13 protein-coding genes are annotated in these 16,589 nt (G+C 33.3%); 7 read left to right on the plus strand and 6 right to left on the minus strand.

Annotated elements, in window-relative coordinates:
- The first annotated feature begins 418 nt into the window (after nucleotides 1-418).
- Together lpdA and BUE22_RS00740 are read left to right on the plus strand one after the other, a co-directional pair.
- On the plus strand, nucleotides 419-1,822 hold the full coding sequence (gene lpdA, locus BUE22_RS00735) for a dihydrolipoyl dehydrogenase (protein ID WP_073392996.1): 1,404 nt from the start codon (nucleotides 419-421) through the stop codon (nucleotides 1,820-1,822).
- 164 nt (nucleotides 1,823-1,986) lie between these two features.
- Complete coding sequence (locus tag BUE22_RS00740; protein ID WP_073392998.1) at nucleotides 1,987-2,526, plus strand: lipocalin family protein; 540 nt, start codon at nucleotides 1,987-1,989, stop codon at nucleotides 2,524-2,526.
- A gap of 291 nt (nucleotides 2,527-2,817) precedes the next feature.
- Here BUE22_RS00740 and BUE22_RS00745 read toward each other — a convergent pair whose 3' ends face one another.
- Both BUE22_RS00745 and BUE22_RS00750 read right to left on the minus strand, forming a co-directional pair.
- Nucleotides 2,818-3,192 carry a DoxX family membrane protein gene (locus BUE22_RS00745; protein WP_073393000.1) on the minus strand — a complete coding sequence of 125 codons (375 nt, stop codon included), beginning with the start codon at nucleotides 3,190-3,192 and terminating at the stop codon, nucleotides 2,818-2,820.
- A 207-nt stretch (nucleotides 3,193-3,399) separates the two neighbouring features.
- Nucleotides 3,400-4,296, minus strand: a complete 897-nt coding sequence (locus tag BUE22_RS00750) for a DUF4349 domain-containing protein (RefSeq protein WP_073393003.1) — start codon at nucleotides 4,294-4,296, stop codon at nucleotides 3,400-3,402.
- A 188-nt stretch (nucleotides 4,297-4,484) separates the two neighbouring features.
- Between BUE22_RS00750 and BUE22_RS00755 the strand changes: the two genes are divergently transcribed.
- The 3 genes from BUE22_RS00755 (at nucleotide 4,485) to BUE22_RS00765 (ending at nucleotide 9,405) form a co-directional block, all read left to right on the plus strand.
- The gene (locus BUE22_RS00755; RefSeq protein WP_073394241.1) at nucleotides 4,485-5,771 is read left to right on the plus strand and encodes an anthranilate synthase component I family protein; all 1,287 of its coding nucleotides are present in this window, start codon (nucleotides 4,485-4,487) and stop codon (nucleotides 5,769-5,771) included.
- A 230-nt stretch (nucleotides 5,772-6,001) separates the two neighbouring features.
- Nucleotides 6,002-7,312 carry a tRNA lysidine(34) synthetase TilS gene (gene tilS / locus BUE22_RS00760; RefSeq protein WP_073393007.1) on the plus strand — a complete coding sequence of 437 codons (1,311 nt, stop codon included), beginning with the start codon at nucleotides 6,002-6,004 and terminating at the stop codon, nucleotides 7,310-7,312.
- Nucleotides 7,312-9,405, plus strand: a complete 2,094-nt coding sequence (locus BUE22_RS00765; RefSeq protein WP_073393011.1) for a protein-disulfide reductase DsbD family protein — start codon at nucleotides 7,312-7,314, stop codon at nucleotides 9,403-9,405. The genes tilS and BUE22_RS00765 overlap by 1 nt, the downstream gene beginning before the upstream one ends.
- Nucleotides 9,406-9,737: 332 nt before the next feature.
- Here BUE22_RS00765 and BUE22_RS00775 read toward each other — a convergent pair whose 3' ends face one another.
- Nucleotides 9,738-11,063: an ammonium transporter gene (locus BUE22_RS00775; protein WP_042566579.1), complete on the minus strand. Its 1,326-nt coding sequence runs from the start codon at nucleotides 11,061-11,063 to the stop codon at nucleotides 9,738-9,740.
- Between the two features lie 315 nt (nucleotides 11,064-11,378).
- Between BUE22_RS00775 and BUE22_RS00780 the strand changes: the two genes are divergently transcribed.
- Nucleotides 11,379-12,350, plus strand: a complete 972-nt coding sequence (locus BUE22_RS00780) for a Gfo/Idh/MocA family protein (RefSeq protein ID WP_073393014.1) — start codon at nucleotides 11,379-11,381, stop codon at nucleotides 12,348-12,350.
- Between the two features lie 159 nt (nucleotides 12,351-12,509).
- Here BUE22_RS00780 and BUE22_RS00785 read toward each other — a convergent pair whose 3' ends face one another.
- The 3 genes from BUE22_RS00785 to BUE22_RS00795 form a co-directional block, all read right to left on the minus strand.
- Nucleotides 12,510-13,145 (minus strand): hypothetical protein, encoded by a 636-nt coding sequence (locus tag BUE22_RS00785; protein WP_073393016.1) that lies wholly within the window; start codon nucleotides 13,143-13,145, stop codon nucleotides 12,510-12,512.
- Between the two features lie 73 nt (nucleotides 13,146-13,218).
- Complete coding sequence (locus tag BUE22_RS00790; protein WP_073393019.1) at nucleotides 13,219-13,827, minus strand: hypothetical protein; 609 nt, start codon at nucleotides 13,825-13,827, stop codon at nucleotides 13,219-13,221.
- Nucleotides 13,828-13,833: 6 nt separating this feature from the next.
- Nucleotides 13,834-14,550, minus strand: a complete 717-nt coding sequence (locus BUE22_RS00795) for a hypothetical protein (RefSeq protein WP_073393021.1) — start codon at nucleotides 14,548-14,550, stop codon at nucleotides 13,834-13,836.
- Between the two features lie 293 nt (nucleotides 14,551-14,843).
- On the opposite strand from BUE22_RS00795, the gene BUE22_RS00800 reads away from it, so the two are divergent.
- Complete coding sequence (locus BUE22_RS00800; protein ID WP_042566574.1) at nucleotides 14,844-16,379, plus strand: YifB family Mg chelatase-like AAA ATPase; 1,536 nt, start codon at nucleotides 14,844-14,846, stop codon at nucleotides 16,377-16,379.
- Nucleotides 16,380-16,589: the final 210 nt, after the last annotated feature.

The raw sequence follows: 16,589 nt of genomic DNA on the forward strand, positions 1-16,589 counted from the left end.
TTCACTAAGATTTTTAGTCGATAAGGTTTTAGGTTTTTTATTTTGAATTGCCTCCAGCTTTAGCTGGAGATTTTAGGTTTGAGAAGGAAAAGGCTTTAGCCAAATGATAAAGTTTGGCTAAAGCCTTTTATCCTTACCTGTTTTTTACATCCAGCTAAAGCTGGATGCTATTCAATTCAGTTATCGCAAAAACTTTGCGACTCTGCGACTTTGCGAGATTAAAAAAGAAAAACTTAGCGATCCTTCCAAAACTCTTAGCGAACTTTACTATTAAATTAAAATTAAAAAACTTTGCGTCTTAGTGCCTTCGTGGCTAAAACCTCCACCCCAAAATTTCACACAAAAAACATTGAGATTTAAACTTTAAACAAAACTTTATTCCTTAATTTTGTATCGCTAAAAATAAAATTAACAAACTATGAGTTCATTTGACGTAGTCATTATAGGTTCAGGACCGGGCGGATATGTATCAGCAATTCGTTGCGCACAATTAGGTTTCAAAACAGCAATTGTAGAAAAGTATAACTCCCTTGGCGGAACCTGCCTTAACGTAGGTTGTATCCCTTCAAAAGCATTATTATCTTCTTCTCATCATTATGCAGAAATTGCTCATTTTGCAGATCACGGAATCGAGGTTTCGGGAGAAGTAAAAATCAATTTAGAGAAAATGATTGCCCGCAAACAAGCAGTTGTAGATCAAACCGTAGGTGGAATCAACTACTTAATGGACAAAAATAAAATTACTGTTTTCACTGGTTTAGGTTCTTTTGTAGACGCAACGCACATTGCAGTTGCAAAAGCTGACGGAACATCTGAAACTATCGAAGCAAAATATACTGTAATTGCTACAGGTTCAAAACCATCTTCTTTACCATTCATCAAAATTGATAAAGAAAGAATCATCACTTCTACAGAGGCTTTAGAATTGAAAGAAGTTCCAAAACACTTAGTAATTATTGGTGGTGGAGTTATCGGAATCGAGCTTGGACAAGTTTACTTACGTCTTGGTGCTCAGGTTTCAGTAGTAGAATTCATGGACAGAATTATTCCGGGAATGGACAGTTCTTTGTCTAAAGAATTGACTAAAGTATTGAAAAAACAAGGAATGAAATTCTACGTTTCTCACAAAGTAAAATCAGTAGAAAGAAATGGCGATGCTGTAGTTGTTCAGGCTGAAAATGCAAAAGGAGAAACAATTACTCTTGAAGGAGATTATTCATTAGTTTCAGTTGGTCGTCGTCCATATACAGACGGATTAAACGCTGACAAAGCAGGAGTTAAAATCTCAGACAGAGGACAAGTAGAAGTAAACGACCATTTACAAACAAATGTTCCTAATATCTATGCAATTGGAGATGTTGTTCGCGGTGCGATGCTAGCGCACAAAGCGGAAGAAGAAGGAACTATGGTTGCTGAAATCTTAGCGGGTCAAAAACCACATATCGATTATAACTTAATTCCTGGTGTAGTTTATACATGGCCGGAAGTTGCTGCTGTTGGAAAAACAGAAGAGCAATTAAAAGCAGAAGGAATTGCATATAAATCTGGAAGTTTCCCTTTCAAAGCGTTAGGACGTGCAAGAGCAAGTGCTGACTTAGACGGATTTGTAAAAATTCTTGCTGACGAGAAAACAGATGAAGTTTTAGGAGTTCACATGATTGGAGCACGTACAGCAGATTTAATTGCTGAGGCGGTTACTGCAATGGAATTTAAAGCTTCTGCTGAAGATATTTCAAGAATGAGCCACGCGCATCCAACTTTCGCGGAAGCGGTAAAAGAAGCAGCATTGGCAGCAACTGAAAATAGAGCGATACACGTGTAATTTAACGTAAAGTCATATTTTAAACCCGTCAGAATTAATTTCTGACGGTTTTTTCATTTTATATCAAATTTTAATACCTAAAAAAATATAAACCTGAAGAAAAATTTTGTAAATTAGATGTGTAATTCTGATGTTATCTTTATAATTATAAAAAAGACAACATCATGAAAAATAGATATATAACTCCAGTTTTATTAGGAGCAGGAATTGCACTTTTACTATATTCCTGCAAATCTAAAATTCCAGAAAAAGCTGTTGCTGTCACCAATTTTGATAAAGCAACGTATTTGGGAAAATGGTATGAAATTGCCAGATTAGATTATAAATGGGAGAAAGACTTAAACAACGTAACTGCCGAATATTCGCTAAACGAAGATGGCACTATAAAAGTTGATAATAAGGGCTATAATGTCAAAAAAGACAAATGGGAAGAAAGCATCGGGAAAGCCAAGTTCGTCAAAAAGGACAACGTTGGTATGCTTAAGGTCTCATTTTTTGGTCCTTTTTATTCTGGTTATAATGTAGTTGCAATAGATCCGGATTATAAATATGCGCTTGTTGCAGGTGAAAGCCTCAAATATATGTGGGTACTTTCGCGAGAAACTTCGATACCGAAAAACATCAAATTAGATTACCTTAGAAAAGCTCAGGAAATTGGTTACGACACTTCTGAACTGGTTTGGGTAAAACAGGGTCAACGCTAAATTATTTTTACCGCAAAGAACACAAAGATTTTAATCTAAGAATACCTTTGAAAATCAAAAAGTTCGCAAAGCTAAATCAATACAAAGCTTTGCGTCCCGAGGCTTCGGGATGCCTTTTTATAAAAGCTAAGAGTAAAAAAAACTTAGCGATCTCTGCGGTAAAAATCGCCTTTGATTCATTTTTTTTCGATCCTCATAAGTTTTAGAATTGATCCATAAAACAGGATAGGAATTAAAAACAAAACCCGACATTGTAAGTGCCGGGTTTTTTTATGTTTGAGTAAAATTAAATTATGCTTTAAAAACACTTCTGTAATTATCCCAGTATCTGTAGATTAAAAATAAATTAGCAAGGAACAATAGTGCTGCAATTGGCAAACCTTCGGGAGCCAGAAAATAATTGATAAACAAAATGTTTACCGTTATTGGTAAGATCAAAATATTTGCTAATGTTACATAACGTCCGGTTACAAATGCAATTCCGCAAAGCAATTCAATTGATTTAGCCAAAGGCATTAGATAAGTTGAAGCCATTAAACCAACATTAAAGGCTTTAAAATTTCCTGTAGTTTCTGGTTCCGGCATTAAATGGAAAAAATAACTGATTGAAGCAAAAAGTAATAAAAGACCAATCAGGACGCGGATAATAATGGTTGCAATTTTCATAATACTAGGATTTAAGATAGGTTAAAAAATATAATTTATTTTGCTGATAAACATTACAAATTAAAATTCCCTAATAAATAAAAATCTGTTTTTCGGCCAGTTTTATTGAGAATTTTATAATCAATACAATCCTATTTTGGGATTAATTTAATCCTATATCAAATATAATGAATTTTTTCTTATTAAATTGTCGTTTAATTAACAGTTTTATTGTTTTATGATATATTTTCTATAAAGAAAAAAACCTCCCAAACAGATTAATATAAACGGCCAAAGATTTAAGAAGAAGACAAAAATCGCTTCCAGAATATACCAGCCATTTTTAAGAGCATCAATACTCTGAATACCTAAATTAGGTTTGTAGGCATTACTGTCTTTTTCACTTGCAGAAATTTCCTGTTTGATAGTTTCGTTTTGATAAAGCTGTAAAGTAACCGTGCTAAAATTAACCTGATCCTGTAATGATAAATTATCAATTGTTCGGTTATCATTGGCTTTTTTTTGGTTAGCCAAAGTATTTTCCGCATCCATAATATCATTTATTTTCCTGCCTTTTTCATCAATCGCTTTTTCAACCCTTTTTTCGTTTAAGGTGCTTCTCTTTTGTGAAAGCTGATTGGCTAATAATTTAAGCGAAACATCATCGGCTTTAATGATTCTGAAATCCAGAAAATCAATTTGTCTGGCAATGCTTTTTATAACCGTATCAAGTTGCGTGTTGGGTACGCGAATCGTAATATTATTTTCGACAGAATATTTAGTGGTTTCGAGTGTACTGTCCTGGCTGATTTTTGTTTTAATCTGATCATGAATGTTGCTTTGTAAATTGGTGTAAGTAACAAAACCTCCAAATTTAGCAACAGCGTTTTCAATTGCATAAGTAGATTTGACGACATTTTTAACCTTGAATTTAATATCAGCCGTTCGAATAAATTTCTGTTTGCTGTCTTTGTTTTCGACTGCTGCCGATGATGAAACGGCCGTGCTGTCTGTTGTTGCGTAATCTGCAGTTGCTTCAGCAGAAGTATTATCTGCTTTTTTACAGGAAAATAGTAATGCGATGATTACCAAGGTTGTCAAGCCTAATTGTGCAATTGTTTTCATAAAAGTTTTTAAAGTTGATTAATAAATAAAGTTTGGAATCTGATTAATATTGATTTTGTGTTAAAAAAGAATGATTTTGTTAATGCGCGCTAATTCGATATACTAAAAAGTGTGCCAATAATTTTTGAGTATTCTTTTATTGAAGGATTTTTTTTGTCGTAATTTTGAAATCTAAAATTTATACTTTTTTGAGAGTTTCCATACATAAACATATTCCCAATCCAGAGCAGTTTAAGCAGCAACTTTTGGTATGGTCACAGCAATTTCGCGAAGTCGTTTTTTTGGATAGCAATTCGTATCCGCAAGAATATTCGAGTTTTAATTGTATGTTGGCGGTAGATGCTTTTACGTCTTTAAAAACCGATTTTCATAATGCTTTTGAAGACCTGAAACAATATCAGCAAACCACAAAAGACTGGCTTTTTGGATACTTAACATACGATTTAAAGAATGATGTTGAAGATTTAAAATCGACAAATTTTGACGGATTGGATTTTCCGGATTTGTTTTTCTTTCAGCCAAAAAAAATATTTATACTGGAAGAAAATCAGCTTGAAATTCAGTATTTATTGCTTTGTGATGATGAAGTTGAAGAAGATTATGAGGAAATAGTTAAAAGTGAAAAATTAGAATATAAAAGTCAGGAATCTTTAGAGATCGAACAAAGAATCAACAAAGAATTTTATATCGAAAAAGTAACAAAAATGCTGAATCACATTCACGCAGGGGATATGTATGAAGCCAATTTTTGTATGGAATTTTTCGCCGAAAATGCAATTATAAATCCGTTAGATAAATTTCAGAAACTGAATGAAATCTCGCAAGCGCCATTTTCTGTTTTCTTTAAAAACCACAAACAATATTTGCTTTCAGCATCGCCAGAACGATATTTGAAAAAAGTGGGCGATAAGTTAATTTCTCAACCTATTAAAGGAACTTCAAAACGATTTACTGATCCTATTGAAGATGAAAAATCAAAACAATTTCTGGAATCAGATGCAAAAGAACGTGCAGAAAATATCATGATTACCGATTTGGTTCGCAATGATTTATCGCATACAGCGCAAAAAGGTTCGGTTGAAGTTGTGGAGCTTTGCAAGATTTATTCGTTTTTGCAGGTGCATCAAATGATTTCGACCATAACTTCAAAATTAGATCCGCAATATTCGCCAATTGATGTTTTAAAAACCACTTTCCCAATGGGAAGTATGACGGGGGCACCAAAAATTTCGGTAATGAAAATCATCGAAAATCTGGAAGAAACCAAACGTGGTTTGTATAGCGGAGCCGTTGGATATTTTACTCCGGATGGTGATTTTGATTTTAATGTTGTAATCAGAAGTATTTTGTACAATCAGGAAAATCAATACGTTTCATTTTCAGTAGGAAGTGCCATTACATCGCAATCTGATCCTGAAAAAGAATACGAAGAATGTTTATTGAAGGCAAAGGCAATGCATGAAGTTTTGAGATGAAATATTAGCCACGAATTCACGAATTTTTTATTTGACAAAAAAATATTAGCCACAGATTAAAGGATTAAAATGATTAAAAAAAATCTTTTGAAATCTTCTAATCTGTGACAAAAAAATCTGCTTAATCTGCGTGAAAAAATTAGTGCTAATTCGTGCAATTCGTAGCAAAAAAACACACGCTTAACAATTCATTTAAAAATAGATCGAATTTAATTTTTTACATTTATCAAATGTTTTCAAAATTTCAAAATCATATCGTTTCAAGATTTCCATTTCTGGAAGGAAAAAAAATATTTCTAGCCGTCAGCGGCGGTTTAGACAGTATGGTTTTGTTGCATTTATTTCAGCAATTGCCTTACGAAATTGCCGTTTTACATTGTAATTTTCAACTTCGCGGATTAGAAAGTTTTGGCGATCAGGACTTCATTCAAAATTACTGCGATCAAAATAATATTCCAATTTTTACAACTCAGTTTGACACCGAAGCTTTTGCAAAAGACTATAAACTTTCGACACAAGTTGCAGCGCGCGAATTACGTTACAGCTGGTTTTATGAACTTTTGGAAACCGAAAACTTCGATTATATTTTTACCGCTCATCATGCCGATGATAATCTGGAAACTTTTATTATCAATTTAACACGCGGAACAGGATTAGACGGTTTAACCGGAATTCCGGAACAAAACGATAAAATTATACGTCCGCTTTTGCCTTTTTCGAGAGAAGAAATCCTGAAATACGCCGAAGAAAATAATATAGAATGGCGGGAAGACAGCAGTAATGCATCAAATAAATACCTTCGAAATAAAATCCGTCATGATTTGGTTCCGATTTTAAAAGAAATCAATCCTAACTTTTTGAATGCGTTTCAAAAGTCACAATCGTATTTGCAGGAATCGAAAGAAATGGTTGAAGATGCTTCGATTATGATTTATCAGCAGGTAGCGAAAGAGGTCGGCGATGATATTCATTTTGATTTAAATCAGCTTAAAAAGTTACCTAATTATAAATCGTATTTGTACCAATGGCTCAACGAATTTGGTTTTGTGGCTTGGAATGATATTTATGATTTGGTTGATGGTCAATCTGGTAAACAGGTTTTTGCTGCAGAATTTAGGCTGTTAAAAAACAGAAATACCTTGATTTTGAGTCCGATTTCTGAAGAAGACGAAAGAGAAGAATATCAAATCAATGAAAATGAAGAAGACGTTAATTTTCCCTTAAAATTGAAGCTTTGTCGGGTAGATGACATTACAATAGATTCAAATAAGTCTATCTTTGTGGACGCCGAAAAAATCCAGTTTCCTTTGGTTTTACGTAAATGGAATGAGGGAGATGTTTTTCATCCTTTTGGTATGAATGGCCAATCTAAAAAAGTAAGCAAACTTTTTAAAGATGAGAAATTGTCGCTTATTGAAAAAGAAAAAACATGGATTTTATCTTCTGATAATCAAATTGTTTGGGTCGTAGGAATTAGGCAGGACGAACGTTTTAAAATAGAAAATACCACTAATAAAATACTTAAAATAGAATTACAATAATGAACTTTACTCAATCCTATCAAGCTTCAATATCAAAAAGTGTCTGGAATAAAACCATTGTTTTTTTGTTATTTTTCATCTTTGCTTTTGCAAATAGTAACGCTCAAATTTTAGAACCGGTAAAATGGACTTCTAAAATTGAAAAAAAAGGCAATAACGCCGTTTTAATTTTTGATGGTACCATTGAAAAAGACTGGCATATGTACTCGCAATTTACTCCGGAAGGAGGCCCGCTTGCGTTGGAAATTGTCTTTAAAAATCAAAAAGGAAACTACGAATTAATAGGCAAAGCCAAAGAAGGAAAAACCAGAACCGCTTTTAATGACGTTTTTGGCGTAAATGAAACTTTCTTTGAAGGAAAAGCACATATCGAGCAGGAAATCAAGATTATAAATCCGAATTTAAAAACAGTCGATGTTGATTTTGACTTTCAGGTTTGTAAAGAAGTTTGTATCAATTCAAATAAAAAATTCTCAATTAGTGTTCCGTCAACATTCAAAATGGATGCCGTTCCTGCAATAACAGAATCAAAATTAGACGAAACAAAAGTTCCGGCTTTGGTTGTGGATACTTTATCAGCTTCGGTAGAAAAAGCTAAAAAAGAAACTGTTAAAACAGAAGTTGCTGCAACTTCAAAAGAAGAAATTCCTGCACCGGCATCTTCAAGAAGTTTATGGTCAATCTTTTTTATTGCTTTTATTTCAGGATTTGCAGCATTGTTAACGCCTTGTGTGTTTCCAATGATCCCGATGACAGTAAGTTTCTTTACAAAACAAAGTAAAAGTAGGGCGAAAGGTATTAGAAATGCGATTATTTACGGACTTTCGATTATTGCTATTTATGTAATATTAGGCTTAATTGTTACTAAAGTATTTGGTGCAGATGCCTTAAATGCTTTGTCTACAGATGTTTGGTTTAACTTGATATTCTTTGTTTTATTGATTGTTTTTGCGGTTTCATTTTTGGGAGCTTTCGAAATTATGCTGCCAAATTCCTGGGCAAACAAAGCAGATCAGCAAGCAGACAGAGGCGGAATTGTTGGAATATTGTTTATGGCTTTGGCTCTTGCAATTGTTTCATTTTCATGTACAGGACCAATTGTGGGAACGTTATTGGTTGAAGCAGCTTCAAACGGAGGAATTGCACCGGTTATTGGAATGTTAGGATTTTCATCTGCAATGGCTTTACCATTTATGCTTTTTGCGATGTTCCCGGGTTGGTTAAATACATTACCAAAATCGGGCGGATGGCTGAATACCGTTAAAGTAGTTTTAGGATTTTTAGAATTGGCTTTAGCATTCAAATTTTTATCAAATGCCGATTTGGTTCTTCAGTTACATTTACTAGAAAGAGAAGTTTTCTTAGCGATCTGGATTGCCATTTTTGGAACTTTGGCTTTTTATCTTTTCGGAAAAATTACATTACCACACGATAGTCCTACGAATCATATTTCTGTAGGAAGATTATCTTTCGGATTGATTGTTTTGACTTTTACAATTTATTTAATTCCGGGACTTTGGGGAGCACCTTTGAAATTGATAAGCGCTTTTCCACCGCCTCAGACATATAGTGAAAGTCCGCTTGGATTTGGAGGTTCTGGAGGAGCAGGTAACGGTGTTGTTTCTGAAAAAGGGTTACCAGAAGGAGCAGAGTTAGGCCCACACGGAATTATGGTTTTTCATGATTACAAAGATGGTGTAGCTTTTGCAAAATCAATCAATAAACCAATCATGCTTGATTTTACAGGATATGCCTGTGTAAATTGCAGAAAGATGGAAAACAATGTTTGGTCTGACGAAAGAATTTTACCCATCTTAAAAAATGATGTTGTACTGATTTCTCTTTATGTTGATGATAAACGCGAATTGCCAAAAGAAGAACAATTTGTAACAGCCGCAGGAGATAAAATTATAACTGTTGGCGACAAATGGACCGATTTTATGATCTCAAAATATAAAACGAATACTCAGCCTTTATACATTATAACTGACTTAGAAGGAAAAAATCTAAACGATACAAAACCAACAATTAGTTATGTGAGTACCGAAGAATATTTGGTTTGGTTGAAACAAGGGATTTCTAATTTTAAATAAGAAGAAAGAGAATAGAAGAAAGAGAATAGAAGAAAGAGAATAGAATAAAGAGAATAGAATAAAGAGAATAGAATAAAGAGAATAGAAAGAGAATAGAATAAAGAGAATAGAATAAAGAGAATAGAATAAAGAGAATAAAGAGAATAGATGAAAGAGAATAGATGAAAGAGAATAGATGAAAGAGAATAGATGAAAGAGAATAGATGAAAGAGAATAGATGAAAGACTTCTATTTTAATCTAAAATCTGCGATCTAAAATAAATCAAAAAAGCGCTCTGAATAAGAGCGCTTTTTTTTGGTTAGTTTTGTTTTTTGGTTTTGGAAATTGATTATTATAAGTATTCTCCGTGTTGAGAAATGTCTAATCCTAATTCTTCTTTTTCTTCAGTAACTCTTAGAGGAGTAATTTTATTTACAACGAAGAATAAAATGTATGAACCTACGAAAGCAAATACAGAAACAAGTACCAATGCTTTTAATTGTGTTAAGAATAATGTAGCATCACCAAAGATTAAACCTTGATTGTCACCAACAACTGAATTTACTGTGTTAGACGCAAATACACCTGTTAATAACATTCCTACCATTCCTCCAACACCGTGACAAGCGAAAACGTCAAGAGCATCGTCAATTTTTCCTTTAGGGAATTTGCTTACTACAAGGTTACTAATTACAGCGGCAATGATACCAATTGCTAAAGCATGAGGAATGCTTACAAAACCTGCAGCAGGCGTGATGGCAACTAAACCAACTACAGCACCAATACAAGCTCCCATAGCAGATAATTTGTGACCTAAAATTTTATCAAGGAAAACCCAAGCCATAGCAGCAGAAGCAGCAGCAATTGTAGTAGTTCCTAAAGCCTGAGCAGCAAGACTTCCGGCTCCAACAGCAGAACCTGCATTAAATCCAAACCATCCAAACCATAATAAACCTGTACCTAATAATACATAAGTAATTCTGGCAGGGTTTACTTTTTGAACTTTACGTTTTCCTAAAAAGATTGCTCCGGCCAAGGCAGCCCAACCCGCACTCATGTGTACTACAGTACCACCAGCGAAGTCAAGAACTCCCCATCCAAAAAACAATCCGTCAGGATGCCAGGTCATGTGACATAATGGAGCGTATATAAATATGATAAATAAAACCATGAACAATAAATAAGCCCAGAAACGTACGCGTTCTGCAAAAGCTCCAGTTATTAATGCAGGAGTGATAATAGCAAATTTTGCCTGAAATAAAGCGAAAAGTATCATCGGAATTGTTGGTGCCAACTCCCAGGCGGTATTCGCGCTTACTCCCTGAAAAAATATATTTGATGAAGGATTTCCGATGAAACCACCAATTGATGGTCCAAAACACAATCCGAATCCAATTACTATCCAAAGTACAGTAACAATTACCATTGCCATGAAACTTTGAAGCATAGTACTAATTACGTTTTTCTTTCCTACCATTCCTCCGTAGAAAAATCCTAATCCCGGAGTCATTAATAATACAAACGCAGTTGCAACAACCATCCATGCAGTATCACCTGTATCAAGTTTTAATTCAACAACGTGAGCGCCTAATGTTTTTGATTCTGTAACAAATGAGATAGAAAAAATAGATAGTAATAAAATCGTGATAAGAATCACGCTTAAAATAATTTTTCGCATAGTTATTTAGTTTTAAATTTTTGATAAAAATATAAAATCAATCAACACCCCTATAAAAAATAGAGTCTAATGTTTAATTTTTGTTAATATTTCATTTTAACCCCCTCAGTTTTGAATGTATTTGTTAAAATGGACTTAAAATTTACAATTTGGCAACATTTTTTTAGCCTCATTTGAGAATTTACATACTTTTCCTGTTTTTTTATTAATTTTTTATGATTGAAACACATCGATTATTGCCGAAAATCGTCTTATTTTTTATGTTGATGATGTATATTTGATCTTTTTAACATTTTTTATAATTAAAACTTAAGAATGGAAAGTCAGAAAATTAAATGGGGAATTATAGGTTTAGGAAACATTGCAAATCAGTTTGCTACAGATTTACAATTGCTTGATGATGCCGAAATAGTTGCCGTTGCTTCCCGAAATAAGGACAATGCAAATGCGTTTGCACAAAAATACAACTGCATAAAAGCTTACGATTCTTACGATGCTCTTTTTGCAGATGAGAATGTAGACATTATATATATTGCCACTCCGCATAATTCTCATGCAGAACTTTCTATTAAAGCCTTAGAAAACGGAAAACATGTTTTATGCGAAAAACCAATGGCGCTTTCATATAATGATGCTGTTCGAATGACTGAAGCTTCAAAAAAGCACAATAAATTTTTTATGGAAGCTTTCTGGACACGATTTATTCCGTCGGTTCAGGATGCTTTGGCAAAAGTGAAAAACGGAGAAATTGGAGAGGTAAAGTATCTAAAAGCCGATTTTAATTTTATTGGAAACGAAACACCAGAAAGCCGATTATTTGATAAAAAAAGTGGAGGAGGAGCTCTTTTTGATGTTGGCGTCTATCCTTTATTCCTCTCTTATATAATGTGTGGAATTCCAAAAACTACATTTGCAAAATCTATTTTTCATGAAAACGGAATCGATTTACAGACATCAATACTATTAGAATTTGAAAATGCACAAGCCATTTTGCATACGTCAATAGTGTCAGAATCTGATATGAAAGCCGTAATTGCGGGAACAAAAGGAAGAATAGAACTCAACTCGCCGTGGTTTATGGCAGATGGTTATGCTGTTTTTAAAGAAGAAAAAGAAACTGCTTTTAGTTTTCCGAATTTAGGAAAAGGATATTCGTATGAAGCTATCGAATGCCATAACTGCATTAGAAACAATCAGATAGAAAGTAAACTTTGGTCACATCAAAATAGTCTGGATTTGAGTAAGATTGTGGAGGAAATTAAAAATCAGGTTGGGTTGGAATTTTAGTTGAAGCAGATCAGATAAAAGCACCCGAAGTAGAGCAATATATTATTATTATTATTATTATTATTATTATTATTATTATTATTATTATTATGGTAGAACTTTCTTTTCTTTACTTTATGGCGGAAATATATTTTATAAATAACTGATTTTAGGTTAATGCTAGTTAATAAAATAACTTACAAAAAATGCTATTATGCCTAATATAAAAACTATAATCTGGCTCATATGTAGTATCCATGTTAATTTTCCTAATTGTTCAGTAAGGCTTCTCAATTTTAAAAAACTTTTCTCCAGCTTTTTAAAATTGCTAAAATCGTATTCCTTATAACCATACATCGCAATCAATGTTGCTTTCCAATAATTATTTAACAGCTCTTTTTCATCAATAGGAAATTCGTCAGGCAAGGTTTCATTATAGTCTTTCATACCTATTTTTCGTAATTTAAAAGTTTTGCTGGTAATTCTTAAATCGTGAAGTCGACTAGTTATAGCCATACAACCGCAAAAAACTGATACCAAAAATAGTATTAGCATAGTTATAGTCGACCAATGTAACGAACCATCATTAGCTTTCTTAACATTATAAATAATATTATCATTAACTTTTTCTAAGACAATAATATCACTAGCGTTGTTTTGAGTTAAGTAATAACCTATAACGGCAATCCCTATAGTTAGAAATAAATTTATTGAAATTCCAAGTTGTGTTAGAACTTTATCTCTCCAAAAATAATGAACGGTATCATATTTTTCGTAAAGTTTGTCTACTTCTATTTGTGTATTAATTTTTGTCATATTGTTTAAATGCTTCTTCAATCAACTGAATAGTCTTTCTAGTGTTTTTCCGTCATTACTTATAGTGTTTGATTTAATCTTTTAATCCAAGTTTACTTTTAAATTCATTTTCGAAGTATTTTTGGTAAATTGTAAATGGTAGTTTCTCACCGCCCAAATTTATTAGCTTAACTAATTTTGGCGTTAATTCTTCCACAAATGCACGTAAATTTTCAGTTATCGGAAATCCCTCTTTAAATTCTTTATTTTTTCGTTCTAATGTTGCTAAATGAATTGTTGCAAGAATGCATTGAAAAAGTCGTGCGTATGCAATTATTTCGATTTTTATTTCATTATTTAGATATGAGTTTGCAAGCACATTAAGTCTTAGAGTTTTGTCGTATATTTCATTGAGATTAGTTGTTTTCGAAACCTCTTGAATTAATATACGAAAATCGTCTAAATTGTCTTCAAATTCGTTGAAATTGGAAGTGTATACCTCGTCAAGTTTAGTCGCTAAATGATTAAGTTTACTGTATTCGACAAACAAAAACATTGTTAATTCATATATTTCTTCAATTTTGCCTACGATAATTTGTTTTTTATTATCCTTGCTACTACGTAAAATTGCTGAAATCGAAATAAATAAAGCACCTATCGCTGCAAATGCTGTTATGAAATCTAGATAATCTTTTGGTGTCATATTGAATTATAAGTTAAGCCCTTTATTTATTGAATGCGTTAAATCAAAAAACTCGTTAGGAATACCTTGGTGGTATTTGTTGCATGCTCGACATTGTGCCAGTTTTGTACTTTTATATTCTTCAAATAAATCAAATTGAATTTTAATTTTTGAGATATAATGATACTTTATTTCATTTGTTAGATAACGCATATCCTTTTCTGAAATCGTTTCTACTATCGTTGTTTTTACAAAATTATCAATCAATTTAAGTAAATGCTTGATTGAATCAATTTGATAATATTCAGCGAATAAGACACTATCACAATTTCGATTAGCACTTTTTAAAATATACAAATATTTTCGTATTGCATCGCTTCCATTTAAAGTACTTCCTTGAAATGTTTGTCCCTCATTTGTTTTTGTGGGAGAAAAATTAAAGTGGATAGCATTTATATCGGAATTTATAATCTCTAATTGCTTTTTTAAATAACCTACAACTTTTGATTCTTCATCACTGACTTTTTGTTCATCAAGTTGTTTCTGAATGAGTTTGTTTGCTTTTACTTGTTCTAGTAGTGCATAGTAAACTAAAAGCGAACCCAAGAGTCCTGTAAATGGTGCGGTAATGCCACCTATTGTTCCACCAATATTATTAGCGTTTTGAGAAGTGAAATCAATTCCAACTCCTAATTGTGTAAACAAATATGGAGTAACAGCAATACACAAAATTCCTGCTATCATTATCCACAGCACAATTTTTTTCGTTTTTCATTTATCATTTTTTTCGTTGAAGTATTGCTAATGTATGATTTTAGTAGTTTGATTTTTATAAGTAAGATTTTTTTTATCAACGGACTATTCAACAAGTTTTTAGGTTGAGTTTGAATCTAAAAAAGCTAATTATTTCTAACTATTATTTTAATCTATTATCATCAAGATAGCAACCAAGAAAATTTCTTAGTATTTATTTGTAATAAAATATTTACATATTAATATTTTTCATTAGTTTTAAACCAATTAATGAAAGAAATATTATGCTTATTAAAGTTTACGGAAGCGCTGTTTTTGGTGTAGAAGCCACCACTATTACTGTGGAAGTTCATATGGATAAAGGGATTGGTTATCATTTAGTTGGATTACCGGACAACGCCATAAAAGAAAGCAGTTTTAGAATTGCAGCCGCTCTTAAAAATAACGGATTAAGCCTTCCGGGGAAAAAAATAACGATCAATATGGCGCCCGCCGACTTGCGAAAAGAAGGATCTGCGTATGATTTGCCATTAGCCATTGGAATATTGGTGGGGTCAGATCAGATAAAAGCGCCCGAAGTAGAGCAATATGTTATTATGGGAGAACTTTCATTAGACGGAAGTTTACAATCTATAACCGGTGCTTTGCCCATTGCCATAAAAGCCAAAGAAGAAGGTTTTAAAGGATTTTTTCTGCCAAAGCAAAATGTAAAAGAAGCCGCAATTGTAGCCGGTTTAGATGTTTACGGTGTCGAAAACTTACAAGAAGTAATTGATTTTTTTGAAGGAAGAGGAACGCTTGAACCAACCGTAATAGATACCAGAACCGAATTTTATAAAACATTAGATTTTCCTGAATTTGATTTTTCTGATGTTCGCGGTCAGGAAAGTATAAAACGCTGTATGGAAATTGCGGCTTCTGGAGGTCATAATATTATTCTGATCGGACCGCCCGGAGCCGGAAAAACAATGCTGGCCAAAAGATTGCCGAGTATTTTACCGCCAATGACGTTGCGTGAAGCACTCGAAACCACTAAAATTCATAGCGTTGCCGGAAAATTAAAAGAAGTAGGTTTAATGAATCAAAGACCATTTCGTAGTCCGCATCATACTATTTCGAATGTGGCTTTGGTAGGAGGAGGGAGTTATCCGCAGCCTGGCGAAATTTCGATGGCGCACAATGGTGTTTTGTTTTTGGATGAATTACCGGAGTTTAAACGAGACGTTCTAGAAGTCATGCGTCAGCCGTTGGAAGATCGTGAAGTCACGATTTCGAGAGCAAAATTTACCGTAACCTATCCGTCATCGTTTATGTTGGTGGCGAGTATGAACCCGAGTCCGAGTGGATTTTTTAATGATCCGAGTATGCCAAATACTTCTTCGCCACACGAAATGCAGCGTTATATGAGCAAAATATCGGGTCCCTTATTAGACCGAATCGATATTCACATAGAAGTAACTCCTGTACCTTTCGAAAAATTATCAGACGACAGAAAAGCAGAAAGCAGTGTCGAAATCAGAAAACGTGTTACTGCCGCACGCGAACTTCAATCACTTCGTTTTGAAGCGTTTCCAAACATTCATTACAATGCGCAAATGAATACCAAACAAATCAGGGAATTTTGCGCTCTCGACGAACAATCAAAACAATTATTAAAAACAGCAATGGAAAGATTAAATCTATCCGCAAGAGCGTATGACAGAATCCTGAAAGTTGCCAGAACAATCGCAGATCTTGATGCTTCGCCACAAATTATTCCGGGACATATTGCAGAAGCGATTCAATACAGAAGTTTAGACCGTGATGGATGGCTTGGATGATTTTAGATTTTAGATTGTTGATTTTAGGTTGTTGATTTTAGATTTTTTTTCGACCGTTTTGTCAGACTAAGCGTCCCGAGGCTTCGGGAGAAGTCCCGCAAAGTTTTTTTACGCAGATTTAATTAAAAGAATTTTTCACGCAGATTTTACAGATTAGAGCAGATTTAATTTAAAAAAAATCTGCTTAAATCTTTTTAAATCTGCGTGAAA

The sequence above is a fragment of the Flavobacterium pectinovorum genome, from assembly GCF_900142715.1.
Taxonomy (GTDB): domain Bacteria; phylum Bacteroidota; class Bacteroidia; order Flavobacteriales; family Flavobacteriaceae; genus Flavobacterium; species Flavobacterium pectinovorum.

What these genes read in the sequence shown, in the direction of transcription:
- lpdA (WP_073392996.1), top strand. Translation starts at nt 419, where the DNA reads ATGAGTTCATTTGACGTAGTCATTATAGGTTCAGGACCGGGCGGATAT.
- BUE22_RS00740 (WP_073392998.1), top strand. Translation starts at nt 1,987, where the DNA reads ATGAAAAATAGATATATAACTCCAGTTTTATTAGGAGCAGGAATTGCA.
- BUE22_RS00745 (WP_073393000.1), bottom strand. Translation starts at nt 3,192, where the DNA reads ATGAAAATTGCAACCATTATTATCCGCGTCCTGATTGGTCTTTTATTA.
- BUE22_RS00750 (WP_073393003.1), bottom strand. Translation starts at nt 4,296, where the DNA reads ATGAAAACAATTGCACAATTAGGCTTGACAACCTTGGTAATCATCGCA.
- tilS (WP_073393007.1), top strand. Translation starts at nt 6,002, where the DNA reads ATGTTTTCAAAATTTCAAAATCATATCGTTTCAAGATTTCCATTTCTG.
- BUE22_RS00765 (WP_073393011.1), top strand. Translation starts at nt 7,312, where the DNA reads ATGAACTTTACTCAATCCTATCAAGCTTCAATATCAAAAAGTGTCTGG.
- BUE22_RS00775 (WP_042566579.1), bottom strand. Translation starts at nt 11,063, where the DNA reads ATGCGAAAAATTATTTTAAGCGTGATTCTTATCACGATTTTATTACTA.
- BUE22_RS00780 (WP_073393014.1), top strand. Translation starts at nt 11,379, where the DNA reads ATGGAAAGTCAGAAAATTAAATGGGGAATTATAGGTTTAGGAAACATT.
- BUE22_RS00785 (WP_073393016.1), bottom strand. Translation starts at nt 13,145, where the DNA reads ATGACAAAAATTAATACACAAATAGAAGTAGACAAACTTTACGAAAAA.
- BUE22_RS00790 (WP_073393019.1), bottom strand. Translation starts at nt 13,827, where the DNA reads ATGACACCAAAAGATTATCTAGATTTCATAACAGCATTTGCAGCGATA.
- BUE22_RS00795 (WP_073393021.1), bottom strand. Translation starts at nt 14,550, where the DNA reads ATGATAGCAGGAATTTTGTGTATTGCTGTTACTCCATATTTGTTTACA.
- BUE22_RS00800 (WP_042566574.1), top strand. Translation starts at nt 14,844, where the DNA reads ATGCTTATTAAAGTTTACGGAAGCGCTGTTTTTGGTGTAGAAGCCACC.